This is a genomic window from Serratia sp. HNCC26DJ244, assembly GCF_057180565.1.
The window spans coordinates 20,062-46,288 of record NZ_JBXUGO010000016.1; the positions used below are offsets into that span (position 1 = coordinate 20,062).

Here is a 26,227-nt window from a genome sequence, read left to right on the forward strand (position 1 = left end):
TGTTAAGATAAGGTTGTTTTTTTGTATAGACAGGTCACGCTAACATGCAACAAAACTATCAATTTGATGCCATTGTTATTGGCTCAGGCCCTGGCGGTGAAGGTGCCGCAATGGGGCTGGTGAAGCAAGGTGCCCACGTAGCGGTGGTGGAGCGATACAGTAACGTCGGTGGCGGCTGCACTCACTGGGGAACCATCCCCTCGAAAGCCCTGCGCCACGCAGTCAGTCGCATTATCGAATTCAACCAGAACCCACTTTACAACAACGCCCGCACACTCAGTGCCACCTTTCCTGATATTTTGCACCACGCAGACAACGTGATTAACCAGCAAACACGCATGCGCCAAGGGTTTTACGAACGTAACCAATGCAAACTGTTTGCCGGTGATGCTTACTTTATCGATGCCAATACCATCAGCGTAAAATATCAGGATGGCTCACAAGATATCCTTCGCGCTGACCATATCGTGATTGCCAGTGGTTCACGCCCTTACCACCCCAGCAACGTCGATTTTAAGCACCCCCGTATTTACGACAGCGATTCCATTCTGGAGCTGAACCACGAACCGCGCCATATCATTATCTATGGTGCCGGCGTGATTGGCTGTGAATACGCTTCAATTTTCCGTGGATTGAACGTAAAAGTGGACCTGATCAATACCCGTGATCGCCTGCTAGCCTTTCTCGATCAGGAAATGTCGGACTCTCTTTCTTATCACTTCTGGAATAACGGCGTGGTGATCCGCCACAACGAAGAGTTCGATCAGATCGAAGGTACCGATAACGGCGTGGTTGTTCATCTCAAATCCGGCAAAAAAGTGAAAGCGGATTGTCTGCTCTACGCCAATGGCCGCACCGGCAATACCCACTCACTGAAGTTGGAGAACGTGGGGTTAACATCCGATAGCCGTGGCCTGCTGAAGGTCAATAACCAGTATCAAACCGCAGTGCCCCATATTTACGCCGTAGGTGACGTCATCGGTTATCCCAGCCTGGCCTCTGCTGCTTACGATCAAGGCCGCATTGCCGCACAAGCCATTTCTGGTGGCGAAGGGCACGGGCATTTGATCGAAGATATCCCCACCGGCATTTACACCATTCCTGAAATCAGCTCTGTCGGGAAAACCGAGCAACAACTCACCGCCATGAAAGTCCCGTATGAAGTCGGTCGGGCACAATTCAAACATTTGGCGCGTGCACAAATTGCCGGGATGAATGTGGGTAGCCTAAAGATTCTGTTCCACCGGGAAACACTACAAATCCTCGGCATCCACTGCTTTGGCGAACGAGCGGCAGAGATCATTCATATCGGCCAGGCCATCATGGAACAGAAAGGTGAAGGTAATACCATTGCGTATTTTGTTAACACCACCTTCAACTATCCCACCATGGCTGAAGCCTATCGCGTGGCCGCACTCAACGGTTTAAATCGTCTGTTCTAAAACCGTGCTGAGATAGTGCTGCATATGCTCGCGAATCGCCTCGGCTAACTGTTCGTAGCGGCTACGTAACGGGGAGCCCGGGCGATACACCAGCGCAATGGTACGTTGCGGCTTCGGTTGGTCGCAATCCAGGTAACAAACACCATCACGTTCACGCTCGCGCGGCACCGCCAATGCGGGTAGCAAGGTAATGCCACTGCCTGCCGCCACCATATTACGCAACGTCTCTAGGCTGGTAGCGCGAAAGTGGGTATCTTCATCAGCCCCCGCCTGAAAGCAAAAGCCTAACGCCTGATCACGCAAACAGTGGCCATCTTCCAGCATCAGCAGTTTCTCCCCCGCCAAATCGGCCATCGCAACACGGTCACGCCCTGCCCAGGGGTGATCAGCATAGATAGCCAACTTCATTTGTTCATCAAATAAGGGGACTTCGATAAATGCTTCGGTCTCTTTTACCGACGCCAGAATGGCGCAATCCAACTTGCCGCTGTCAAGTTGCGCCAGCAATTGGTGGGTTTGCGCTTCATGCAGATACATTTCCAGCTTGGGAAAGGTTTTATGCAACAACGGAATAATGTGTGGTAACAGATACGGCCCCACGGTGGGGATCAAGCCAATATGTATTGGCCCGGACATCGCTTCACCCTGCTGGCTGGCCATTTCTTTCAGCACTTTCACTTCCCGCAGGATAGTACGCGCCTGTTCCACCAGCAGTAACCCCGACTGTGTGAATAACACTTTGCGACTGGTCCGCTCAAGTAGCATCACACCCAGTTCATCTTCCAGTTTACGGATCTGCCCACTCAACGTGGGTTGGCTGACATGGCACGAATCCGCCGCCCGCCGGAAGTGGCGGTACTCAGCCAAAGCGATCAGATACTCCAAATCACGAATATTCATGGTTTCCCCGCGAGTGATAGTTAATAGCGATAAATAGAATGATAACAAATGATTTTAACTATCAAAAGAGCGAGGCGAAAATCAAGAAGAACACGGGTGAGAATTCTCTCGCCTTAATACCAGGCCCCCACCACGCGTTTTTTTGCGTAATACGCAGCAGATTAATTGCCCAGCCGTTGCCGAACGCTTATTCAGCCGTCATTTTTATCCGTAGACTTTTATTGTGATACTAATATTGATACTATAATAAGGGTGTAAGGATGAAAGAACTTAGCAACATCATAGAGAGTCTTCGCCAACGGCAGGCCAATATCAAATTTCATGAATTGGTAAAAATCTGCAACCGTTGGTTTGGCGCTCCACGGATGAGTAGTGGTAGTCACAAGGTTTACAGCATGCCATGGCCGGGGGATCCTCGAGTTAACATCCAACGTGCGGACAGCGGTATGGCAAAGGTTTATCAAGTCAGGCAGGTGATAGCTGCATTAGTCAGATTGGAGGAACAACATGGAAATACATGAGCATTATACTTACCGGATCACCTGGTCAGCAGAAGACGGCGAATACGTTGGGTTATGTACAGAATTCCCTTCTCTGTCTTGGTTGGCTTCAACCCGCACCGCCGCGCTGGATGGTATTGAACAGCTAGTGGCACAGGTGATAACAGACATGGCCACCAACGGCGAAACACCACCGCAAGCGCTAGCAGAGAAAAATTTCAGTGGCAAACTGGTACTGCGCCTGACGCCGGAACAGCACCGGCGCTTGGCCACCAGCGCCATGGAAGAAGGCGTTAGTCTAAATCGCTATCTGTGCGCACGGCTTGCCGGATGAATCCCTCAAGGCAGCAATAGGCTGCCTCAACTCAGTTTAAAACAAACGCTTTTTAGCTTCGCTAATGGCACTGGCAACCTGTAAAGGAGAAACGCCGCCTTTGGCTGCTCGTTTATCCAAGCAGGATTGCAGCGACAGAATCGGATAAACATCATCGCCAATAACATTGCTGAATTTTTGCAAGTCAGCCAGCGGCAAATCTTCCAGCGGTTTCCCCTGACGAATCGCTTCTACCACTGCTTCACCAACAATATGGTGCGCTTCGCGGAACGGCACACCTTTGGCAACCAGATAATCAGCCAACTCGGTGGCATTGGCATAACCTTGCTGTGCCGCTTCCTGGCAACGAGCGCGTTTTACCTGAATACCATCCAGCACTAACGCCGCCATCTGCAAACAGTCCATCCAGGTGTCGAGCGCATCAAACAGCCCTTCTTTATCTTCCTGCATGTCTTTGTTATAAGCCAGCGGTAAGCCTTTGAACGTCATCATCATGCCCGTCAAAGCACCTTGCACACGGCCAGATTTACCACGGATCAGCTCCAACGCATCCGGGTTTTTCTTCTGTGGCATTAAGGATGAACCCGAGGTCACACGATCTGAAAGCTCGACAAATGCCGCTTCACCGCTATTAAAGAAGATCAAGTCTTCAGCAAAGCGCGACAGATGCACCATACTGATGGCCGCATTAGACAGCAACTCCAGGACATGATCACGGTCAGAAACACTATCCAGGCTGTTACGGGTAGCAGAAGCAAAACCCAGCCAACCCGCAAGCTGTTCACGGTCGATGGGATAGGCAGTTCCGGCCAAAGCGCCACTACCTAATGGGCTGACATCAAGACGTTTCAGGCAATCCTGCAGGCGAGTTTCATCGCGCGCCAACATCTCAACATAAGCCAGGCACCAATGGGCAAAAGTCACCGGTTGTGCACGCTGCAAGTGGGTATAGCCCGGCATCACGGCATCCTGGTTGGCTTCCGCCGTCATCACCAGCGCTTGTTGCAGCTGTATAATCGCCTGATGCAACTCACTGACCTGATGTTTACACCATAGTTTCAGATCCGTCGCTACCTGGTCATTACGGCTACGCCCGGTGTGCAGTTTTTTGCCCAGATCACCGACTTGCTCGATCAGCTTCTGCTCTACCCAGCTGTGAATGTCTTCAGCATCGCTGTTGAGGATCACTAACGGGTCGGCCTGTACTTCCTTCAATAGCACCTGCAGTGCCTGTTCAAGTTGCTGTTGTTCTGCTGCCGTCAGTACGTTGACGGTCACCAACGCCTTTGACCAGGCAACGGAACCCACAATATCCTGTTCCGCCAGGCGATAGTCGAAGCGCAGAGAATCATTGAGTTGTTTAAACCGCAGGTCTGCCGCCTGACTGAACCGTCCGCCCCAAAGTGCCATAATCTTGCCCCTGTTTAAGTCTGCGCAAGGGCGCAGCCTGTGCGCCCCTGATATTGCTATTAATGTGATTCTTTATAACCTGACGCACCAGTGACGAATACCGCCCATCGGTGCGCCCTTCTCATCGCAGATTAGCGTTTGTTCTCGTTCAACGCGCGAATACGTGAAGAGAGAGAGAATAAACGGATAAAACCGCCCGCATGGCTGTGATCGTAAACTTCGTCTTCACCAAAGGTCGCGAACTCTTCCGAGTATAGGCTGTTGGCTGATTTTTTCTGAATTGCCGTGACTTGGCCTTTATACAGTTGCAGCACCACTTCACCATTCACTTCTTCCGCTAACGCCTGTGCAGAAGCCTGAATGGAGCGACGCAACGGAGCAAACCAGCGGCCATCGTAAACCACATAGGACATTTCCAGGCCCAGCTGTTCACGCCACTTAAAGCTGTCACGATCCAGAACCAACTGCTCGATGCCACGCAGGGCCGCCACCATAATGGTGCCCCCTGGGGTTTCATAGCAACCACGGGATTTAATGCCCACCAAGCGGTTTTCAACGATATCAATACGGCCAATACCGTGTTTGGCACCCACTACATTGAGGGTTTCCAAACATTTGTATGGGCTCATCGCCACGCCGTTGACCGCCACTACGCAACCTTTTTCAACCGTCACCGTCACCTGCTCCGGTTGATCTGGTGCCTCCTGTGGGTCCACAGTCCATACCCAGCAATCCTTATTCGCGGCATTCCATGGGCTTTCCAGCACGCCCCCTTCCGTAGAGATATGCCAGGCGTTTTCGTCACGACTGTAGATTTTCTCCAGTGAGGCGGTAGTCGGGATATTACGCTCTTTCAGGTAATCCAGCAGCGCTTCACGGGAACGCAGGTTCCATTCACGCCACGGTGCCACCACTTTCAGTTGAGGTGCCAAGGCGGTATAGGTGGTTTCGAAACGCACCTGGTCGTTACCTTTACCGGTTGCACCATGGCACAGCGCATCTGCACCCACTTTCAACGCCAGTTCGACCTGAGCTTTAGCAATGATCGGGCGCGCCATTGAGGTACCCAGCAAATAGCTGCCCTCATACAGTGCCCCGGTCTGCAATACCGGATAAACATAATCACGGATAAACTCTTCACGCAGATCAGCCACATAGCACGCTGAAGCACCAGACTGTAACGCTTTCTGCTCAACACCTTCCAGATCACCACGCTCCTGGCCAATATCCGCCACAAAAGCGATCACTTCACAACCACCGTAGTTCTCTTTCAGCCATGGAATGATCGCTGAAGTATCCAGACCACCGGAGTACGCCAGAACAATTTTCTTGATACCTTGGTTTTGCATTGTGTTATTCCCTTTCAATTCTAAATTTAAGCGAGGATCCGGGTGCCAATCGACACACCATTAAACAAAGCTGGAAGTTGTTCAGCATTGCGCCAACTAGCGATATCCACAGGGCGGCCAAGTGTTCGTGCCGCGTCCAGAGCCGCATTGACCTTCACCACCATGCCATCGGTGATAATGCCTTCATCAATCAGTTGTTCAGCTTTTTGCGCCGTCATTTCTGCGATGCGCTGCCCTTTACCATCAAGAATGCCACTGACATCTGACAGCAGGATTAAATCAGCCCCTAGCGTGGCCGCCAGAGCGGTCGCCGCCTGATCAGCGTTCACATTCATCAGTTGGCCTTCGGCAGTAATACCGATAGAGCTGATCACTGGCAGGTAACCCGCAGTGAGCAACATATTGAGCAGCACCGGTGAACCCGGTAACGCTTGCCCCACATGGCCCAACTCAGGATCCAACTGCGTAACCGCCACACTGCCACCGTCTGCCAGGCTCAAGCCCACCGCGTTGATTTTGTGCTTCAGCGCCCATGCCAGCAGGGTTTTGTTGGCAGTACCTGCCAGCGCACCGGTAATAATATCGATTTGTTCAGGCGGTGTAACGCGCAAACCGTTCTTCTTCACCACCGGCAAAGAGAGCTGTTTCATTAGCTCATCCACCAGGCAACCACCGCCATGGACAATCACCAGCGGGCGCTGATGCTCCTGACGGTAGGTATCCAGCGCAGTAAACAAACGCTCCAGCGCTTCTTCACTGTCTAATAGCACACCACCTAATTTGATAATCAATGGATTCATTGCTGTGTACTCACGCTTATACTCTCTCTTACAAGTTGCCACGCGGTGTCACTGCCGTCAAAATTTCGGCGCCACGGTTAACGTGGCGACTTGGCGACAACTGAACGCCTATGGGGTAAATATTAGATTAATGACTGGGTTTCCGGGAACCCAAAACGGATATTAAGGCACTGCACCGCCTGCGCCGCAGCCCCTTTCAACAGGTTATCCTCTGCTGCCACGGTAATCAGATGTTCACCCTGAACAGCAAAACCGATATCACAGAACGGTAGCCCCACCACAGATTTCAGCGCTGGCATGCCTTGGTCATACAACCGTACCAGCGGTTTATCGTCGTAGGCCCCATGGTAAACCGCCGCCACATCTTGTGCGGTGACACCGGCTTTCAAGCGGCAGGTGATGGTGGCCAAAATTCCGCGCGGGAAACTCCCTAAATGGGGGGTAAAAATCACCGGCACCCCGAGATGAGTTGCTATCTCTGGCTGATGACGATGGTTAAACAGGCCATAAGGCTGAAGGCTCACTTCGCAGAAACTGGTGGCAACACTGGCTTTACGGCCCGCACCGCTCACGCCGCTGACGGCATTGATCACCGGCCATTGGGTCAGATCCAGCAGTTGTTTATCAATGAGCGGTTTTAAGGCCAATTGTGCTGCGGTCGGGTAGCAGCCAGGCACTGCAATCAGCTGTGCCTGTTTGAGTTTTTCACCCTGCCACTCCGCCAGACCGTAAACTGCCTGAGACAGCCACTGTTCATGCTGGTGTTGAAAACCATAATATTGACTATAGAATTGGCTATCCTGTATACGGAATGCACCGGAGAGATCGAACACTACGCAACCCGCTGCCAGAAAGATGGGGGCGATGTCATGGCTCACCTCATGGGCGGTAGCCAGGAAAACCACATCAATGTCTTTTGCGGCAGCAGCAGGGTCAACCAGGGGTTGCAATGGCAGGTCAACGATACCTTTTAATTGAGGATGCAGGTCAGAAAGTAATTTTCCTGCATCTGCACTTTGCGCTGAAACCGCTAAAGCGGTTATGTTCATATGTGGATGACGATTCAGGTAAGCCGTAAGCTCCGCTCCGGCATAACCGCTGGCACCAACAATCAGCGTATTCAACATGTGGCCTTTCACCTTCTTGGCTAACAGTAAGAGTCATGGGTGACTCTGGTCGCAGGGTTTAAGCGCATTATTGTGCCGGTCACCCCGATGGTTGAGCGTTGATGTTTTGAACAACATCCAGGCGTCGTTTCCTTTACGCTCTTATTTAATGTATTTTTATTCAGAATAAATGCATGAATATTGATACTACCCTAACCAAAGGCTGTCAACAGTGAAGATGAAATTACCCTCATTTATTGAGTTGTACCGGGCACTGATAAGCACAGAATCGATCAGTGCCACCGATGCTGACCTTGATCAGAGTAATGAAACATTAATCAACTTACTGGCCAGTTGGTTTAGCGATCTGGGTTTCCGTGTCGATGTACAACCGGTGCCAGACACCCGCAACAAGTTCAACCTGTTGGCAAGTATGGGGGAAGGCCCCGGTGGGTTGCTGCTGGCCGGTCATACCGACACCGTACCCTATGACCAGGGCCGCTGGACACGCGACCCCTTTACCTTAACCGAACACGACAACAAGCTTTATGGGCTGGGTACTGCCGATATGAAAGGCTTCTTTGCCTTTGTGCTCGATACAGTACGCGATATTGACCCCGGAAAACTGACTAAGCCGCTGTATATTCTGGCTACGGCGGATGAAGAAACCACCATGGCCGGGGCCCGTTATTTTGCCGCCTCGAGCAAAATCCGCCCAGACTTTGCCATTATTGGCGAGCCGACATCTCTGCAGCCAGTACGTGCCCATAAAGGCCATATTTCCAATGCGATCCGCATCGTGGGTCAATCTGGTCATTCAAGCGACCCGGCTCGTGGCGTGAATGCCATCGACCTGATGCATGAGTCCATCGGGCATCTGATGACATTACGCAAGACACTGCAGGAGCGCTACCACAATCCCGCCTTTGCCGTGCCCTATCCAACCATGAACTTCGGTCATATCAACGGCGGAGATGCGGCCAACCGTATTTGTGCCTGTTGCGAATTACATATGGATATTCGCCCATTACCCGGTATGACACTGGATAACATCAACGAGCTGCTGCACCAGGCACTGGCTCCCGTCATCCAACGCTGGCCGGGCCGTTTAACCATTGATGAACTGCATCCGCCCATTCCGGGTTATGAATGCCCTACCGACCACCACATGGTCGCGGTCATTGAGAAGTTGCTCGGCTCCCGTACCGAAGTGGTTAACTACTGTACCGAAGCGCCGTTTATCCAAAATGTGTGCCCAACGCTGGTGTTAGGGCCGGGTTCGATCAACCAGGCGCATCAACCTGACGAATATCTTGATATGGCGTTTATTGAGCCAACCCGTAGGTTGCTAGCAGAATTGGTCGACCATTTTTGCCAACAATAACTGATGGATAAACAGCAAGTAACAGTCCATTATTTACCTCCAAAGAGGTAGTTCATCGGGGTGATAAGCCAAACTGATAACCGATGGGCTGTAATTAAATTTCAGAAAATACGCTGATTTTTATGTTTTTTTGCTAAAAATAGTGTCAATTAATGATTAGGCCAGCACGTGGCACGATGAAGTGAGTTGTCTTCACCAGACACGTGAAGTTTACTTACAAGATGAAAATTATGTACTCAATACTTTCAGGCGGCAGGCAGTAACGCCATAGCCAGGAGATGATGAGTTTACAGAGGAGTGGGTCAGGGTCATATGAACGAACAATATTCGGCAATGCGCAGTAATGTCAGTATGCTCGGCAAATTGCTCGGCGATACGATTAAAGAAGCGCTGGGTGAACATATTCTCGATCGGGTTGAAACTATCCGTAAGCTGTCCAAATCTTCACGTGCAGGTAGTGAAGTCCATCGTCAGGAGCTGTTATCGACGCTACAAAACCTGTCTAATGATGAACTGCTACCCGTTGCTCGTGCCTTCAGCCAATTCCTGAATCTGACTAACGTTGCTGAGCAATATCATAGTATTTCGCCCCATGGTGAAGCCCTCAGCAACCCAGAAGCCTTGGCTCAACTGTTTGTTCGGCTGAAAGACAAAAAAATCAGCGACAAAGAATTACAGAATGCGGTGGATGATCTCTCCATCGAATTGGTGTTGACCGCTCACCCAACCGAAATTACCCGTCGTACCCTGATCCACAAACTGGTTGAGGTTAACACCTGTCTCAGTCAGTTGGACCATAACGATTTGGCCGACTATCAGCGCAATAAAATCATGCGCCGCCTGCGCCAGTTGGTGGCACAGTCCTGGCATACCGATGAAATGCGTAAAAATCGCCCATCACCGATTGATGAAGCCAAATGGGGCTTTGCTGTGGTGGAAAACAGTCTGTGGGAAGGCGTACCCGCTTTCTTGCGCGAGTTTAACGAACAGTTGGAAAAATCCATTGATTACCGCTTGCCAGTAGAAGCGGTTCCCATCAGATTCACTTCTTGGATGGGGGGAGACCGCGATGGTAACCCCAATGTTACTGCTGAAATCACTCGCCATGTGCTGTTATTAAGCCGCTGGAAAGCCTGTGACCTGTTTACTCGTGATATTCAGGTATTGGTTTCCGAGCTATCAATGACCGAATGTACGCCAGAGTTGCGTGCACTGGCGGGTGGTGACGAGGTACAAGAACCTTACCGCGAATTAATGAAGCAACTACGCAGCCAGTTGATGAGCACTCAGGACTACCTTGAAGAGTGCCTGAAAGGGCAACGTGTTCTGCGCCCGCACAACCTGCTGGAAAACAATGAGCAATTGTGGGAACCGTTATATGCCTGTTATCGCTCATTGGTCGCCTGTGGCATGGGCATCATTGCCAACGGCCAACTGTTGGATACGCTACGCCGCGTGCGCTGCTTCGGTGTCCCGCTGGTTCGTATCGATGTTCGCCAGGAAAGCACTCGCCACACTGAAGCCCTCGCCGAACTGACACGCTATTTGGGGCTAGGGGATTATGAAAGCTGGTCAGAAGCCGATAAGCAGGCATTTTTGATCCGTGAGTTAAGCTCCAAGCGCCCGTTGATTCCTTTGAAATGGGAACCCAGCAGCGAAACCAAGGAGGTTCTGGAAACCTGCAAAGTGATCGCCGAAGCACCACAAGGTTCCATTGCCGCTTATGTCATTTCGATGGCGCGCACCCCGTCTGATGTATTAGCGGTGCATCTGCTGCTGAAAGAGGCCGGTTGTCCATTCGCTCTGCCCGTCGCGCCACTGTTTGAAACGCTTGACGATCTGAACAATGCCGACGATGTCATGACACAGTTGCTGAATATTGACTGGTATCGTGGCTTTATTCAGGGCAAGCAAATGGTGATGATCGGTTATTCCGACTCCGCGAAAGATGCCGGGGTAATGGCCGCCTCTTGGGCGCAATACCGGGCACAGGATGCGCTGATCAAAACCTGTGAAAAAGCAGGCGTCGCCCTGACGTTGTTCCATGGTCGCGGTGGCTCCATTGGCCGTGGCGGTGCGCCGGCTCATGCTGCACTGCTATCGCAACCACCAGGCAGCCTGAAAGGTGGCTTACGTGTTACCGAACAAGGGGAGATGATCCGCTTTAAATTCGGTCTGCCTGAAGTCACCATCAGTAGTCTGGCGCTGTATACCAGCGCGATTCTGGAAGCCAACCTACTGCCGCCACCGGAACCCAAGCCAGAATGGCGCACATTAATGGACGAACTGTCCGAGACTTCATGCAAAATGTACCGGGGTTATGTGCGTGAAAATCCGGATTTTGTCCCCTATTTCCGTGCGGCGACACCAGAACAGGAGCTAGCTAAGCTGCCCCTGGGTTCGCGCCCGGCCAAACGGCGCCCGAACGGCGGCGTAGAAAGCCTGCGTGCTATTCCATGGATCTTCGCCTGGACCCAGAATCGCCTGATGCTGCCAGCCTGGCTGGGTGCAGGTGCGGGTTTGCAAGAAGCAGTGAAAGCGGGCAAGCAAGACCAGTTAGAAGCCATGTGCCGCGACTGGCCGTTCTTTTCTACCCGCATTGCTATGCTGGAAATGGTGTTCTCCAAGACCGATCTCTGGTTGACGGAATACTATGATCAGCGCTTGGTGGATAAGTCGTTGTGGCCATTGGGCAAACAGTTACGTGATCAGTTGGAGAGCGATATCAAGGCTGTCCTGACCATCGCCAATGACGATCATCTGATGGAAGCGCTACCGTGGATCGCTGAATCTATCGCCTTGCGTAATGTTTATACCGATCCGCTCAACGTTCTACAGGCAGAGCTGCTGTACCGCTCACGCCAGTTGGAACAACCGGATCCCCAAGTTGAACAGGCGCTGATGGTCACTATCGCCGGTGTTGCTGCCGGGATGCGTAACACTGGCTAGGTGATACTCAATCTCAACCCAAGGTACTGCCATTACAGTACCTTGGGTATTCTTAGTGTTATATCCGCGTTGATTTAAACCGCCGGGCGAACCCCTAACGTATGGCAGATGGCATAGCTCATTTCCGCACGGTTAAGCGTGTAGAAGTGGAAATCTTTTACCCCTTCGCGGCTTAATATCTTCACCATATCCATCGCAATATTAGCACCAACCATCTTGCGCGTTTCCGGGTCATCATCCAACCCGGCAAACATACTGCTCATCCAGTTTGGCACCCGCACGTTAGTCATGGTGGCAAAGCGCTGTAGTTGTTTGAAATTGGAGACGGGCAGAATACCCGGCACAATTTCCACATCAATTCCGGTCGCCACGCAACGGTCACGAAAACGCAGATAGCTTTCTACATCAAAGAAAAATTGGGTTATAGCACGGTTAGCACCCGCATCAATTTTGTGTTTAAGGTTGATCAAATCTGCCTGGGCACTTTTTGCTTCTGGATGAACTTCTGGATAAGCCGCTACCGAAATATCAAAATCGCCAACACTTTTCAGCAGCGTGACCAAGTCGGCAGCATACATTTCAGGTTTGCCACTATCCGGGGGTAAATCACCGCGCAGAGCGACAATATGACGAATACCGCTATTCCAGTAATCAGTGGCAATATCAATAAGCTGTGATGGAGTAGCATCAATACAGGTTAAGTGCGGGGCGGCAACCAGGCCAGTGCGCTCTTTAATCCCTTTGATGATGCTATGGGTGCGATCACGTTCACCTGAGTTGGCCCCGTAAGTAACGGAAACAAATTTGGGTTTGAGGCTGCTCAGGCGATCAATCGATTGCCACAAGGTCTCTTCCATCTCGCTGGTACGCGGAGGGAAAAACTCGAACGACACATTAATCTGGCCATTTAACTCTGCCAAACTCTGATTCAGCGCTTCCCGCTGGTTTGCGTGAAAAAAACTCATTCCCTGCCCGCCTCTTATCTCAATATTGCCAAATAAGCGTCTATACGTTTAGACGTCTAAAGAGAAAATGCCGGATGTTGCCTGAAGAGTCAACAGGAAAGTAAGCGTAAGACGATGATTAATCCTCACGCTATGTGAAAAAACTTCATGTTCGGGGTCACAAGCGCCATCATTCAAGCGGCGAGGATAGCCCTGGCAGCTTGAATAACGACGGATAGGGCGACTTAAAGTAACTGTGCCAAACGGTTAAGATCAGACTGAATGGCCCCGGCGGTAACATCGCGCCCAGCCCCTGGGCCACGGATCACCAGTGGGTTATCCCGATACCAACGGCTTTCAATGGCAAACACGTTGTCACAAGGCAACAGCGAAGCCAGTGGATGTTCTGGCCGCACCGCCTCAACCCCCACACGCGCTTTACCATTGGCATCGAAACGTGCCACGTGACGCAGCACCAAGCCCATTTCGTTGGCGGCTTCATAACGCTGCAACATTTGCTGATTCAGGGTATCGCCGTTTTCAAAAAACTGATCGATAGAACCTTGCTCGGCACCTGTTGGCACCAACGATTCAACACGAACCTGGTTAGGCTCCAGGTCATAACCCGCTTCCCGCGCCAAGATCACCAGTTTGCGCATCACATCCTGCCCCGACAAATCAGCCCGCGGGTCCGGTTCCGTCAGTCCTTGCTGCCAGGCCTGATCCACCAGTTCAGTAAAGGGCACCGTGCCGTCAAACTGCAGGAATAACCAAGAGAGGGTACCGGAGAAAACACCACTGATCGCCAAGATACTGTCACCGCTGTCGCGTAGATCGCGTACCGCATAATTCACCGGCAACCCGGCACCCACCGTGGCGTTATACAACCAGTGACGCCCGGTCTTGGCAAACGCATCACGCACCTGACGGTAATTGGCACCACTGGATGCACCGGCAAGTTTATTGGCGCTGATCACATGAAAACCATAACTGGCAAAATCCAGATACTGATCCGCCAGATTGCCACTGGCAGTGACATCAAGAACCACCAAATCGTCAAACGGGTGTGCTCGCATCCACAAGAACAGGGATTCTTCATCCAACTGCTGGGCTTCTTCGTCAAAGAACGCTAACGCACGGCTAGCATCCAGCCCCTGGTAATCCAGTAAACTGCGACTGCTATCCACCACCCCCGCCAGGATAAATTCAAAGCCACTGCGCGCAGAGAGGTTGGTCTGTTCACGAGCAAACAATTCCAACCAACGCGAGCCGATATTACCCTTGCCAAACAACACCAGCCCAATGCGCTTTTCCGCTCGGAACAGCGTCTGGTGCAAGCCCTGAATCAACAGACTGGTGGGCCCCTGGCGTAATACAGCTACCAGGCTGATGCCATCTTCTGCTTGCCAGATAAATTCTACCGGTTGATCTTTCAATTGCTGATAGAAGCGATGGCTATGCAGCGGATTCTTACCAACGCCAGCGCCGACCAACGCCACCAGCGCCAAGCCTTCACGCAGTTGCAACGTACCGGGCAACCCCGCAGCTTTTAAGATGTCCAGCGCACTCCCCGCCACTTCCGAGGTATAGCACAATTGGATCAGACTGCGATCGGGGTGCAGCCCCACCGCCAAGGGTTTTATCTGTGCACGCTTGAGCACCAGTTCCAGCTCTTGCCGCCCCAGCTTGAAGTCACGCTGCGGAGCGACACTGAACTCAATCAGGCAAACATCATCATGGCTGGTGACTATCTTGGCACCGGTACCAGAGGCCAACACACGTTCAATACGTGTCGAGCCCTGCTCAGGTTGGTAGCTACAACGTAGTTGTAAATCAATATCGCTGCCAGATACCGGCTGCAATGTCCGGGTATGCAGAACCGGTGCTGCCAAACGTGCCAATTCGCTGGCTTCATCCAGACGCAACAGCGGCAACAGGCAAGCATCTTTCACTTTGCGCGGATCAGCACTGTAAACACCCGCGACATCGCTCCAGATAGTGACCCGCTCTACGCCCGCCAATGCACCAACTTGCGTTGCAGAATAGTCACTACCATTACGCCCGAGCAACACCGTTTCACCGGCGTCATTACGCGAGATAAAGCCAGTCACCACCAGGCGCTTGCCAGGGTGCTGTGCCAACAGTTGCTGCAACAGTGGATAAGAGCGGCCTTCATCCACCTGCGGTTGTGCAGCACGTTCAGCGCGCAGGAAATCACGGGCATCTAGCCATATCGCCTGCATATCCTGCTGGTTCAATACGGCGGCCATCAGCCGGGCAGACCAGATTTCCCCATGCCCCACCACTTCGGCATAGGCAGCATCGTCAACGTGACCATCCAGCAAAACGGCCAAGCGCTCAAGATCGCGGATAAACTCGTCAACCAATGGCTGCGAACGCTCAGACGGTAATAAACCCCTGATCAGTTCACTGTGATAATGGCGCAGCGTCTGCTGCACCTGATGTGCCGCCAAACGATCACTCTGGCTTAGTTTTAACCAGTTGATCAGTTGATTCGTCGTGCTACCGGCAGCCGAAACCACCATCAGGTCGCCAGGTCGGCTATATTCCGCCATAATCCCGGCAACCCGTGAATAACACTTCACATCAGCCAGACTACTGCCACCAAATTTATGTAGCTGCCGCCCACTCACCGGTCCTGCTACCGCAATTGCATTCATGCTTACCTCGTTGCCGCTGCCTGGAAGGCTTGTTCCAGGTCACTAATCAAATCTTCGCTGTCTTCAATACCCACAGAAACACGCAACAAACTGTCAGAAATGCCAGCAGCGGCGCGCGCTTCTGGTGCCATCCCGGCATGGGTCATGGTCGCCGCATGTGAGATCAGGCTTTCTACCCCACCCAGTGATTCCGCCAAAGTAAACAGTTGCAGCGCAGAGAGAAAACGGCGTAACAACGCCTCATCACCATCAAGCTCAAAGCTGAGCATGGCACCAAACCCGCGCTGCTGGCGGCAGGCAATCTCATGGCCTGGGTTTTCCGGCAAGGAAGGATGATACAACTTTTTAACCAGGGGTTGCTGTTGCAGATAACTGACAATTGCTTCGGCATTATGCTGTGCGGCTTTGATTCGTGGTGATAAAGTCCTTATGCCACGCAATAACAGATAGCTATCGAATGCCGCCCCGGTCACGCCGATATTGTTCGCCCACCAAGCCAGTTCCACCGCCAGCTCCGGATCCTTGGCAATCACCGCGCCGGCCACCACATCGGAGTGACCATTCAGGTACTTGGTACAAGAATGCACCACCAGATCGGCTCCCAGTGCCAGTGGCTGTTGCAAGGCAGGGCTGAGGAAAGTGTTGTCGACAACCGCCAATGCCCCCACCTGGTGTGCGGCTTGGCAGATTGCCGCGATATCCACCACACGTAATAACGGGTTACTGGGCGTTTCGATTAATACCATTTTCGGTTTTTGTGCCAATGCCTGCTGCAATGCAACGGGGTTGCTCTGATCAACAAACAACACCTGATACGCACCACGTTTGCTGAGGCTATCAAACAGACGGTAACTGCCACCATAGCAGTCATGAGGTGCCACCAGCAGGTCACCAGGCTTAAGCAATACCGTCGTCACCAAATGGATCGCCGACATACCGCTTCCCGTCATCACCGCACCGGCGCCCCCTTCCAGTTCTGCCAGCGCACGTTGCACCACATCACGGGTCGGATTTCCACGGCGTGAATAATCATGAGCACGAGGTTGGTTGAAGTCGATGAAATTGTAAGTACTTGAAAGATGGATCGGTGGGACAACACAACCGTACTGCTCATCATCGTTCAGGCCGCTACGCACGGCAATCGTGGCTGGTTTATGTGTCATAGGGTATCTCGGCTCTCGGAAAGTGGGAGAATGAAGCCTAAAGATTAACCCCAGCAGAAATAGACGTCAATACATCTAGCCATCTAAACTTCTTTGCGTATAGATTGAGCAAAAAGAAAATACCCGCTAACATTGTACTTCTATTCGGATATTGTACTTCTATTCGGATTTATTCAGGTTGCAGAACAGAAGCGCAATCGGTTTTTAAACTGTACTGCCGCTCCCCCGCGAGGGATGAGCCAGATAACGCAACCAACACCACGACCCCTTGCAGTATGAAGGGTATCGGTGGGATAGAGATTTCATCGATACTATTCAATGACCTTTGTCGTGTAAAATTGATATTTATTGAGTGAGAACAACGAAAATCGGGCATAATTGGCTGGTTTTTAGAATTTTGTAATTTCCAAACAAATCTTAAGGTGTCCCATGGCTGAGTGGAACGGCGAGTATGTCAGCCCTTACGCTGAACACGGTAAAAAAAGCGAGCAAGTAAAAAAAATCACGGTATCCATTCCGCTGAAGGTCTTGAAGATCCTGACTGATGAACGGACCCGCCGCCAGGTCAACAATCTGCGCCACGCGACAAACAGCGAATTGCTATGCGAAGCATTTCTACATGCTTTTACTGGTCAGCCATTACCCGATGATGAAGATCTGCGTAAAGAGCGGAGTGATGAAATCCCGGAAGTCGCAAAAGTGCTGATGCGTGAATTAGGGGTAGATCCTGATACCTGGGAATATTGATAGCCTAGCCAACAGACAAAAATGCAAAAGGCGCCAAAGGCGCCTTTTGTCTGACTGCAAGAAAACTTACTTCTTGCTGCCTGGTACGCTGAAACGCTTGTTGAAACGGTCAACGCGACCACCGGAAGCAACATCACGCTGCTTACCAGTATAGAACGGGTGGCATTCGCCACAAACGTCCAGGTTCAGATTATGACCCACAGTAGAGCGGATCTTGATCACATTACCGCAAGAGCAGTTCGCAGTAACTTCTTCGTATTTTGGGTGAATACCTTTTTGCATGGGGGAACCTCAGTTAAGGCCGTGTCGCTATCCAGCCGTGTTCCGCCAGACACCACACGTAGTTAATCATCATATTTGATATGGAATTATATCAAAGGCGGCAAATTATACAGAATAAAATATACTGCGCAATCGGATCCGTACATTTGGCGGCCTACAGTGTAAACTAGCCCGCATCTTTTTCCCTCTGGATAGCCACATGCCTGTTGTACACGTTGCTCTGCCGGTTCCTCTTGCCCGCACCTTTGATTATCTGCTGCCAGCAGGCCAGCAGCCAGTCTGTGGCGCGCGGGTCAGTGTCCCTTGGGGAAAACAACGGGCAATAGGCATTATCACCGGTTATAGCGAAAGCAGCCAACTGCCCTTGGAGAAGCTCAAATCTATCGACACGCTGTTGGACAACGATTCGCTGTTCTCTGCCAGCCTGTGGCATATCTTACTCTGGGCCAGTGAATACTATCATTACCCCATTGGTGAAGTGCTGTTCCATGCATTACCCATTCTGCTGCGCCAGGGCAAACCGGCAGAAAGCGAGCCGCTATGGCAATGGATCGCCACTGAACAAGGGCGAGCCACACCACTGGATAGCCTCAAGCGCGCCCCGAAACAGCAACAAGCACTGGCGGCACTGCTGCAACAGCCGATATATCGCCACCAAGTCAATGAATTGGCACTGACAGAAAGCGCACTTCAAGCGCTACGGGTCAAAGACTTGGCGGTGCTACGTGCGCAAGTGATACCGAAACAAGATTGGCGGCCAAACTTTAAAGTCCTGGGGGAGCGGCTTAGGCTCAATACCGAGCAAGCCACCGCCGTAGGGGCGATTCGCAGTGAAGATGATCAATTTGCCGCCTGGTTGTTGGCGGGGATCACCGGCTCCGGTAAAACTGAGGTTTACCTCAGCGTGTTGGAAAACATCCTGGCGAAAGGCAGGCAGGCTCTGGTACTGGTTCCTGAGATCGGCCTGACACCGCAGACCATTGCCCGCTTTCGTGAACGCTTTAACGCACCGGTGGACGTACTGCATTCCGGGTTGAACGACAGCGAACGACTGGCAGTGTGGTTAAGGGCGCGCAGCGGCGAAACCGCCATCGTTATTGGCACTCGCTCGGCGTTGTTCACCCCCTTTTCTCAGCTTGGCATCGTTATCATCGACGAAGAACACGACAGCTCTTATAAACAGCAAGAGGGCTGGCGCTATCACGCGCGTGATCTCGCCGTATTCCGTGCTCGGGAAGAGGGCATCCCCATCGTGATGGGCACGGCAACACCGGCGTTGGAAACACTGCACAATGTACAATTAGGCAAATATCGCCAACTCAAATTGACCCAGCGAGCGGGGAATGCCAAAGCCGCTAACCAGCATCTGATCGATTTGAAAGGCCTGCCACTGAAAGTCGGGCTTTCTCAACCGCTGTTGAAAAGCATGCAGCACCATCTGAAGAACGGTAATCAGGTGATGCTGTTTCTTAACCGGCGCGGATATGCCCCGGCGTTATTGTGTCATGAATGCGGCTGGATCGCTGAATGCCAGCGCTGTGACCATTACTACACCCTCCACCAGAATCATCGCCAATTACGCTGCCACCACTGCGATAGCCAACGCCCAGTACCACACCAATGCCCACAATGTGGCTCAACCCATCTGGTCGCCATCGGTGTGGGTACGGAACAGTTGGAACACGAGCTAGTCGCACTGTTCCCGGAAACCGCCATCACCCGTATCGATCGCGATACCACCAGCCGTAAAGGCTCACTGGAACAGCATCTGGCGGATATTCAACGCGGTGGTCCGCGCATCCTGATCGGAACGCAAATGCTGGCAAAAGGTCACCACTTTCCCGATGTCACACTGGTTGCGCTGCTGGACGTTGATGGTGCGCTATTCTCGGCTGACTTCCGTTCCGCCGAGCGTTTCGCCCAACTTTATACTCAAGTTTCCGGCCGCGCCGGGCGAGCAGGCAAGCAGGGTGAAGTGCTGCTGCAAACCCACCACCCGGAACATCCGTTACTGCAGACTCTGCTGCAACAAGGTTACGATGCTTTTGCCAAGCAAGCGTTGGCTGAACGCCAAAGTGTCTTCCTGCCCCCCTATACCAACCACATCATCGTGCGTTCGGAAGATCACGACAATCAACAGGCACCACTGTTCCTGCAACAATTACGCAATCTGCTGGAAGCCAGCCCACTGAAAGATAACTCGTTGTGGGTGATGGGCCCGGTTCCTGCATTGCAAGCCAAACGTGGGGGCCGTTTCCGTTGGCAATTACTGTTACAACACCCTTCCCGACGTCTGTTACAGCAGTTGTTCAAAAACACCTTGCCGTTGATTGATACGTTGCCACAAGCACGTAAAGTGAAATGGACGTTGGACGTTGACCCCAGCGATAGTTGAGTTGAAAACAACCTGGTTGAGCGGGGTAAGGCAGAGGTTAATCTTACCAATTTGCGATCTAACACGGGAAAACCTTCCCGTATCACACTTTTTATGCAAATTAAGCAATAAAAGCAGACCGTAATCTGTTTATACTCAAGTTTATTCAAGTAACCTATAGCAGTAATGCAAGGAGGGGATGAATCACTGAAGGCCCCCAGCGTAGATGGCGCGACCAAACCGTCACACCACCAAACGCCTGCTTGATGAAATAGCTGAAGTAACTGCGTTGACTTAGGGATAATGCAAGGAGAGAGGCGTTGCAACACAAGAAAGAATTGCCCATGGCCACCATGAAGGACGTTGCCGATATGGCCGGTGTTTCAACTGCAACCGTATCGCGTGCGCTGATGAACCCGGAAAAGGTCTCAACATCAACACGCCAGAAAGTAGAACAGGCTGTGTTAGCCGTAGGTTACTCCCCTCACACTCTGTCACGTAATATCAAACGCAATGAGTCCCGCACCATTCTGGTCATCGTCCCTGATATCTGCGATCCGTTTTTTGCCGATGTGATCCAGGGAATCGAACAGACTGCGGTGCAACAGGGCTATCTGGTACTGATCGGCGATTGTGCCCAACAGAACCAACAGGAAAGAACCTTCGTCAATCTGATCATCACCAAACAGATTGATGGCATGTTGCTGCTTGGCTCCAATCTCCCTTTTGATGCGGGCAAAGAAGAGCAGCGCAATCTCCCACCGATGGTGATGGCCAATGAATTTGCACCGGAACTGGAACTGCCCACCGTTCATATCGACAACCTGACCGCCGCCTTTGAAGCGGTACATTATCTACAGCAATTGGGCCATCAGCAGATAGCTTGCATCGCCGGGCCAGAGCAGATGCCACTCAGCCATTATCGGCTACAGGGCTATATCCAGGCATTACGCCGCAATGGCATTAATATCGAAAGTAGTTATATTACCCGTGGTGATTTTACTTATGAGGCAGGTGCACAGGCATTAGCCTCGTTGATGGCACTGCCAAAACCACCCACGGCAATCTTTTGCCATAATGATGTCATGGCCATTGGTGCGCTCTCCCAGGCTAAAAAAATGGGTCTGCGGGTACCACAAGACTTGTCCATTATCGGCTTCGACGATATAAAACAGGCACAATATTGTGACCCCCCTCTGACGACAGTGGCACAGCCTCGTTTTCAGATTGGTCAGCAGGCCATGCTGCTCCTGTTGGAACAATTGCATGGGCAGGTGGTTAACAGCGGTTCCCGGCTTTTAGACAGTGAATTGATCATCAGAGGCAGCACCGCCGCTCTTAAATGCTAGTCAAATATTTTTGAGTTAAGTAACATGACTAATCAGACGCCTGTCTGACCGGCGTCTGAATGATTTAAGCATGATTGTTGTGGTCATTTTATCAGCGCAGCCCTGTGGGACAAACCCGCAGAATGTCGCCTTTTAGTGACCGAAAAATAGCCTATACTCAAGCAATTGGAAGTAGAACGGGTACATACACAGCCCATTGAAGTTGCAGGTCGGTGGTAAACAAACAGACGCGGAACCCGCTACTCTGGTGAGTAGTCAAGGGCATAAACCCAGTCACCGCGCGACAGCCTGCAAGATAACGGTAAACCAATAGGCCTTAACTTTAATCAGGATACAGCGGAATTATAGTGGCACAAAGAGACTATGTAGGCCGAGGGCGCTCAGGACCCGCGCGACGCAAGGCCCCCAGCCGTAAAAGACGCAATTCCCCGGGAGTATCTAAAACCATGGTGACGCTGGCGGTTGCCCTGCTGGTTGTCTTTATCAGTGGCCTCTATTTTATTACCCATAACAAACCAGGGGATGCGCCACTGATTCCTGCGCATGGGAATCACCCGGCGAATAGCCTGCCACCAAAACCGGAAGAGCGCTGGCGTTACATCAAAGAACTGGAGAATCGCCAGATTGGTGTCCAGTCACCCACCCAGCCAACCGCCGGTGGTGAAGTGAATTCCAAAACTCAAATAACCAATGAACAACGCCAACTGCTCGAGCAAATGCAAGCTGATATGCAGCAGCGGCCAACGCAGTTGTCTGAAGTGCCTTACAATGCCCCATCCCAGGTGCGCAACACTGAACATCCGCAGTCAGCGCCACAACAGTCAGCACCACAACAACAGGTAACACAGCAACCCCGTAACCCATTCAACAATGGCGATAGTGCGGTTCAGCCACAGCCTGTGCAGCAGCCAAAACCAGTGGTGACGCAACCTAAGCCGGTTACCCCACCGGCTCAAACCCGACAGGTGGAACCGAAGCCACAACCGAAACCAGAAACCAAGCCACAAGAAACCGCCAAGCAGGACACCAAGCCTGAGTCGAAGCAGAAGTGGATGATACAGTGTGGCTCATTCCACGCCACTGAGCAGGCGGAATCGGTACGAGCGCAATTAGCGTTTAGCGGTGTCGAAAGTCGTATCACTGCTGGTGGTGGCTGGAACCGTGTGATGCTTGGGCCATACAGTACCCGTGCCGCAGCAGACAAAGCCCTGGCTCGTTTAAAAGGCATGGGGATGTCAGATTGTATTCCTCTTGCGGTTGGGGGTTGAAAAATGTCAACCATCCCCCATCTCTATTCGGTGGTCGTCTCCCTTTATTACCCGTGAACAGCACGGTTAACCAAGAGGTACGGCCGGGTTCATTCAACTAGTAGACAGGTGGCAACTCGGTAGTCAATGGTTCAAGACGGATTAGAACCCCACTGGCACCACAGCGGCCCCGCCACTTGAATGACAGCGAGTCTATACTCTCAATATTATTCCCCGTCGCTTCTGCTCCCACAGAGCGACGGGGGCTTTTTTCCCTCGGCAATAAGGGTTTGCTCGTGACAACAATTGTAAGTGTACGCCGCAATGGCCAGGTAGTGATCGGGGGCGATGGTCAGGCCACTCTGGGCAATACCGTGATGAAAGGTAATGTCAAAAAAGTTCGCCGCCTATATAACGATAAAGTGATTGCTGGTTTCGCTGGCGGAACAGCTGATGCCTTCACCCTGTTCGAACTGTTCGAGCGCAAGCTGGAGATGCACCAGGGCCATCTGGTGAAAGCCGCTGTTGAACTGGCAAAAGACTGGCGTACTGACCGTATGCTGCGCAAACTGGAAGCGCTGTTAGCGGTTGCAGATGAAAATGCTTCATTGATCATTACCGGCAACGGTGATGTGATTCAGCCAGAAAATGATTTGATTGCAATCGGTTCCGGTGGCCCCTATGCCCAGTCGGCTGCTCGCGCACTGTTGGAAAATACTGAATTGAACGCCCGCGAAATTGTAGAGAAATCTCTCTGTATCGCTGGAGACATCTGTATTTACACCAACCATTTCCACACTATTGAAGAATTACCTTCCAAAGCGTAAGGATCGAATAACATGTCTGAAATGACCCCGCGCGAGATCGTCAGTGAACTGGACAGTCACATTATTGGCCAGAAACAAGCCAAACGTGCTGTTGCCATTGCCCTGCGTAATCGCTGGCGCCGTATGCAACTGAATGAAATGTTGCGTCATGAAGTGACCCCGAAAAATATCCTGATGATCGGCCCAACGGGTGTCGGTAAAACCGAAATCGCCCGTCGCCTGGCCAAATTGGCTAATGCGCCGTTCCTCAAAGTAGAAGCGACCAAATTCACTGAAGTAGGTTATGTGGGTAAGGAAGTTGACTCTATCATCCGCGATCTCACCGATGCTGCGGTAAAAATGGTACGTCTGCAATCCATCGAAAAAAACCGCATTCGCGCCGAAGAACTGGCTGAAGAACGCATTCTCGATGTCCTGATCCCACCTGCGAAAAACAACTGGGGTCAGTCAGAAGAGCAAAGTGAACCCTCTGCCGCACGCCAGGTATTTCGTAAGAAACTGCGTGAAGGTCAGTTGGACGATAAAGAGATCGACATTGACCTGGCGAGCGCCCCTATCGGGGTAGAAATCATGGCACCGCCGGGTATGGAAGAGATGACCAACCAACTGCAATCCATGTTCCAGAATCTCGGTGGGCAGAAGCAAAAACCACGCAAGCTGAAGATCAAGGATGCTTTAAAACTGTTGGTGGAAGAAGAAGCCGCCAAGTTGGTCAGCCCGGAAGAATTAAAACAGCAAGCGATAGAAGCCGTTGAGCAACATGGTATTGTCTTTATCGACGAGATCGACAAAATCTGTAAGCGCAGCGGCCAGAGCTCCGGCCCTGACGTCTCCCGTGAAGGAGTACAACGTGACCTGCTGCCACTGGTGGAAGGTTGTACCGTGTCAACCAAGCACGGTATGGTGAAAACAGACCATATTCTGTTTATTGCCTCCGGTGCATTCCAAACTGCCAGCCCTGCCGATCTGATCCCGGAATTACAAGGGCGCCTGCCGATCCGTGTGGAGTTGCAAGCGCTGACCAGCGAAGATTTTGAACGCATCCTGACGGAACCGAGCGCATCGCTGACGGAACAATATAAAGCCTTAATGGCAACCGAAGGTGTCACCATCGAGTTCACCACCGATGGCATCCGCCGTATCGCTGAAGCAGCCTGGCAGGTGAACGAAAGCACCGAAAATATCGGCGCACGTCGTCTACACACGGTACTAGAGCGGTTGATGGAAGATATTTCTTTCGATGCCAGTGAAAGTAATGGCCAATCGTTTACCATTGATGCCGATTATGTGCGTAGTCACCTGGATGAACTGGTCGCGGATGAAGATCTGAGTCGTTTTATCCTGTAATCAGTTTGCTGTATTATTGCACTGCTAGTTATCTATGTGGGAGGTCTAACCTCCCACATCTGTTTTTATCAGGCATCATCTGTTGACTTACTGAAGTGAAAAATGAGCTTATTAACCACTACATCGGCCAAAGCCTGGCTGGAAAGTTTGCGGCCACGAACATTACCCTTGGCCTTTGCCTCCATCGTTGTTGGTTCTGCTATCGCGGCTTGGCAAGATAGCCTGAAACCGGTCGTGGCATTGTTGGCTCTACTCACCGCCGGTCTACTGCAGATACTCTCCAATCTGGCCAATGACTATGGTGATGCGATTAAGGGTAGTGATAAAGAAGACCGCATTGGTCCATTACGCGGTATGCAAAAAGGCATCATTAGCCAAAGTCAGATGAAGCGAGCATTGGTGCTGACGGTAATTATGGTGGTTATTTCAGGCAGTTGGCTGATTGCCGTTGCCTGCGATACGCTGAGTGATGTAGTGGGATTCCTGATCCTGGGTGGGTTGGCGATCATTGCTGCCATTGCCTATACCGTTGGTAACAAGCCCTACGGTTATATGGGATTGGGGGATATTTCAGTATTGATATTCTTCGGCTGGCTCAGTGTGGCTGGCAGTTACTATCTGCAAACGCACACCTTCGATAGCATCGTTATGCTGCCAGCCACCGCCTGCGGACTATTAGCCACAGCGGTACTGAACATCAATAATCTACGGGATATCGAAAGCGACCGTGCCAACGGTAAAAATACCCTGGCCGTCCACCTTGGCCCACAGAAAGCACGTTACTATTATGTCTCGCTATTAGTGGGTGCCATGCTGTGCTTTGCTTTGTTTGCTCTGTTTAATTTGCACAGCTTATGGGGCTGGCTGTTTATATTTGCTATTCCGGCTCTATTCCGACACGGCCTACGCGTGCTACGTGACCCTACGACCACAGGTATGCGCCCACTTATGGGGCAGATAGTCAAAATCGCCTTGTTCGCCAATGTGCTATTTGCCATCGGGGTGGTTCTCAGTTAACGGGTATTCACCTGAATGCCGTGATGATTTTGCCAACAGGGCGAATAAAGGGATATACTGATTATTCCAGCGGCA

21 protein-coding genes are annotated in these 26,227 nt (G+C 51.6%); 12 read left to right on the forward strand and 9 right to left on the reverse strand.

The genetic code is table 11. The annotated features are described in order from the left end of the window. Window positions 1-44: 44 nt before the first annotated feature. Window positions 45-1,442, forward strand: coding sequence for a Si-specific NAD(P)(+) transhydrogenase (gene sthA / locus AC2A06_RS13240; protein WP_484380597.1), 1,398 nt, complete (start codon window positions 45-47; stop codon window positions 1,440-1,442). On the opposite strand, the gene oxyR is transcribed toward sthA, so the two are convergent. Next, window positions 1,425-2,342 (reverse strand): DNA-binding transcriptional regulator OxyR, encoded by a 918-nt coding sequence (gene oxyR / locus AC2A06_RS13245; protein ID WP_484380598.1) that lies wholly within the window; start codon window positions 2,340-2,342, stop codon window positions 1,425-1,427. The two genes, sthA and oxyR, sit on opposite strands and share 18 nt — an antisense overlap. Window positions 2,343-2,602: 260 nt before the next feature. Between oxyR and AC2A06_RS13250 the strand changes: the two genes are divergently transcribed. Next, window positions 2,603-2,863, forward strand: coding sequence for a toxin HicA (locus tag AC2A06_RS13250; RefSeq protein ID WP_484380599.1), 261 nt, complete (start codon window positions 2,603-2,605; stop codon window positions 2,861-2,863). Next, on the forward strand, window positions 2,850-3,176 hold the full coding sequence (locus AC2A06_RS13255; RefSeq protein ID WP_023490860.1) for a type II toxin-antitoxin system HicB family antitoxin: 327 nt from the start codon (window positions 2,850-2,852) through the stop codon (window positions 3,174-3,176). The genes AC2A06_RS13250 and AC2A06_RS13255 overlap by 14 nt, the downstream gene beginning before the upstream one ends. A gap of 36 nt (window positions 3,177-3,212) precedes the next feature. Here AC2A06_RS13255 and argH read toward each other — a convergent pair whose 3' ends face one another. The 4 genes from argH to argC all read right to left on the reverse strand — a co-directional run bounded on the left by argH (window position 3,213) and on the right by argC (window position 7,862). Then, window positions 3,213-4,586, reverse strand: a complete 1,374-nt coding sequence (argH, locus tag AC2A06_RS13260; protein WP_484380600.1) for an argininosuccinate lyase — start codon at window positions 4,584-4,586, stop codon at window positions 3,213-3,215. A gap of 131 nt (window positions 4,587-4,717) precedes the next feature. Next, on the reverse strand, window positions 4,718-5,935 hold the full coding sequence (locus AC2A06_RS13265) for an argininosuccinate synthase (RefSeq protein ID WP_484380601.1): 1,218 nt from the start codon (window positions 5,933-5,935) through the stop codon (window positions 4,718-4,720). Window positions 5,936-5,961: 26 nt separating this feature from the next. Continuing rightward, the gene (gene argB / locus AC2A06_RS13270) at window positions 5,962-6,735 is read right to left on the reverse strand and encodes an acetylglutamate kinase (protein WP_484380602.1); all 774 of its coding nucleotides are present in this window, start codon (window positions 6,733-6,735) and stop codon (window positions 5,962-5,964) included. 122 nt (window positions 6,736-6,857) lie between these two features. Beyond that, window positions 6,858-7,862, reverse strand: a complete 1,005-nt coding sequence (argC, locus tag AC2A06_RS13275) for an N-acetyl-gamma-glutamyl-phosphate reductase (RefSeq protein WP_023490856.1) — start codon at window positions 7,860-7,862, stop codon at window positions 6,858-6,860. A 217-nt stretch (window positions 7,863-8,079) separates the two neighbouring features. On the opposite strand from argC, the gene argE reads away from it, so the two are divergent. Together argE and ppc are read left to right on the forward strand one after the other, a co-directional pair. Next, the gene (gene argE / locus AC2A06_RS13280) at window positions 8,080-9,225 is read left to right on the forward strand and encodes an acetylornithine deacetylase (RefSeq protein ID WP_023490855.1); all 1,146 of its coding nucleotides are present in this window, start codon (window positions 8,080-8,082) and stop codon (window positions 9,223-9,225) included. A gap of 312 nt (window positions 9,226-9,537) precedes the next feature. Then, a complete protein-coding gene (gene ppc, locus AC2A06_RS13285; RefSeq protein WP_484380603.1) occupies window positions 9,538-12,174 on the forward strand; it encodes a phosphoenolpyruvate carboxylase in 2,637 nt (878 codons plus the stop codon). Between the two features lie 74 nt (window positions 12,175-12,248). Here the strand turns inward: ppc and metF are convergent, their stop codons facing one another. The 3 genes from metF to metB all read right to left on the reverse strand — a co-directional run bounded on the left by metF (window position 12,249) and on the right by metB (window position 16,962). Further along, the gene (metF, locus tag AC2A06_RS13290; RefSeq protein WP_023490853.1) at window positions 12,249-13,139 is read right to left on the reverse strand and encodes a methylenetetrahydrofolate reductase; all 891 of its coding nucleotides are present in this window, start codon (window positions 13,137-13,139) and stop codon (window positions 12,249-12,251) included. A 224-nt stretch (window positions 13,140-13,363) separates the two neighbouring features. Continuing rightward, window positions 13,364-15,799 (reverse strand): bifunctional aspartate kinase/homoserine dehydrogenase II, encoded by a 2,436-nt coding sequence (locus AC2A06_RS13295; protein ID WP_484380604.1) that lies wholly within the window; start codon window positions 15,797-15,799, stop codon window positions 13,364-13,366. Between the two features lie 2 nt (window positions 15,800-15,801). After that, on the reverse strand, window positions 15,802-16,962 hold the full coding sequence (metB, locus tag AC2A06_RS13300; protein ID WP_023490851.1) for a cystathionine gamma-synthase: 1,161 nt from the start codon (window positions 16,960-16,962) through the stop codon (window positions 15,802-15,804). Window positions 16,963-17,391: 429 nt separating this feature from the next. Here metB and metJ point away from each other — a divergent pair, with 429 nt between their 5' ends. Further along, window positions 17,392-17,709, forward strand: a complete 318-nt coding sequence (metJ, locus tag AC2A06_RS13305) for a met regulon transcriptional regulator MetJ (RefSeq protein WP_023490850.1) — start codon at window positions 17,392-17,394, stop codon at window positions 17,707-17,709. 66 nt (window positions 17,710-17,775) lie between these two features. On the opposite strand, the gene rpmE is transcribed toward metJ, so the two are convergent. After that, window positions 17,776-17,991 (reverse strand): 50S ribosomal protein L31, encoded by a 216-nt coding sequence (gene rpmE / locus AC2A06_RS13310; protein WP_023490849.1) that lies wholly within the window; start codon window positions 17,989-17,991, stop codon window positions 17,776-17,778. 199 nt (window positions 17,992-18,190) lie between these two features. Here rpmE and priA point away from each other — a divergent pair, with 199 nt between their 5' ends. From priA to AC2A06_RS13340, 6 genes are all read left to right on the forward strand, one after another. Further along, window positions 18,191-20,386, forward strand: a complete 2,196-nt coding sequence (gene priA, locus AC2A06_RS13315; protein WP_484380605.1) for a primosomal protein N' — start codon at window positions 18,191-18,193, stop codon at window positions 20,384-20,386. Between the two features lie 299 nt (window positions 20,387-20,685). Next, window positions 20,686-21,714 carry a DNA-binding transcriptional regulator CytR gene (cytR, locus tag AC2A06_RS13320; RefSeq protein WP_484380606.1) on the forward strand — a complete coding sequence of 343 codons (1,029 nt, stop codon included), beginning with the start codon at window positions 20,686-20,688 and terminating at the stop codon, window positions 21,712-21,714. A gap of 347 nt (window positions 21,715-22,061) precedes the next feature. Further along, the gene (gene ftsN, locus AC2A06_RS13325) at window positions 22,062-22,982 is read left to right on the forward strand and encodes a cell division protein FtsN (protein ID WP_484380607.1); all 921 of its coding nucleotides are present in this window, start codon (window positions 22,062-22,064) and stop codon (window positions 22,980-22,982) included. 275 nt (window positions 22,983-23,257) lie between these two features. Beyond that, a complete protein-coding gene (hslV, locus tag AC2A06_RS13330) occupies window positions 23,258-23,788 on the forward strand; it encodes an ATP-dependent protease subunit HslV (protein WP_023490845.1) in 531 nt (176 codons plus the stop codon). Window positions 23,789-23,800: 12 nt separating this feature from the next. Next, complete coding sequence (gene hslU / locus AC2A06_RS13335; RefSeq protein WP_473196496.1) at window positions 23,801-25,135, forward strand: ATP-dependent protease ATPase subunit HslU; 1,335 nt, start codon at window positions 23,801-23,803, stop codon at window positions 25,133-25,135. A gap of 102 nt (window positions 25,136-25,237) precedes the next feature. Further along, window positions 25,238-26,152, forward strand: coding sequence for a 1,4-dihydroxy-2-naphthoate polyprenyltransferase (locus AC2A06_RS13340; RefSeq protein WP_484380608.1), 915 nt, complete (start codon window positions 25,238-25,240; stop codon window positions 26,150-26,152). The last annotated feature ends 75 nt before the right edge of the window (window positions 26,153-26,227 follow it).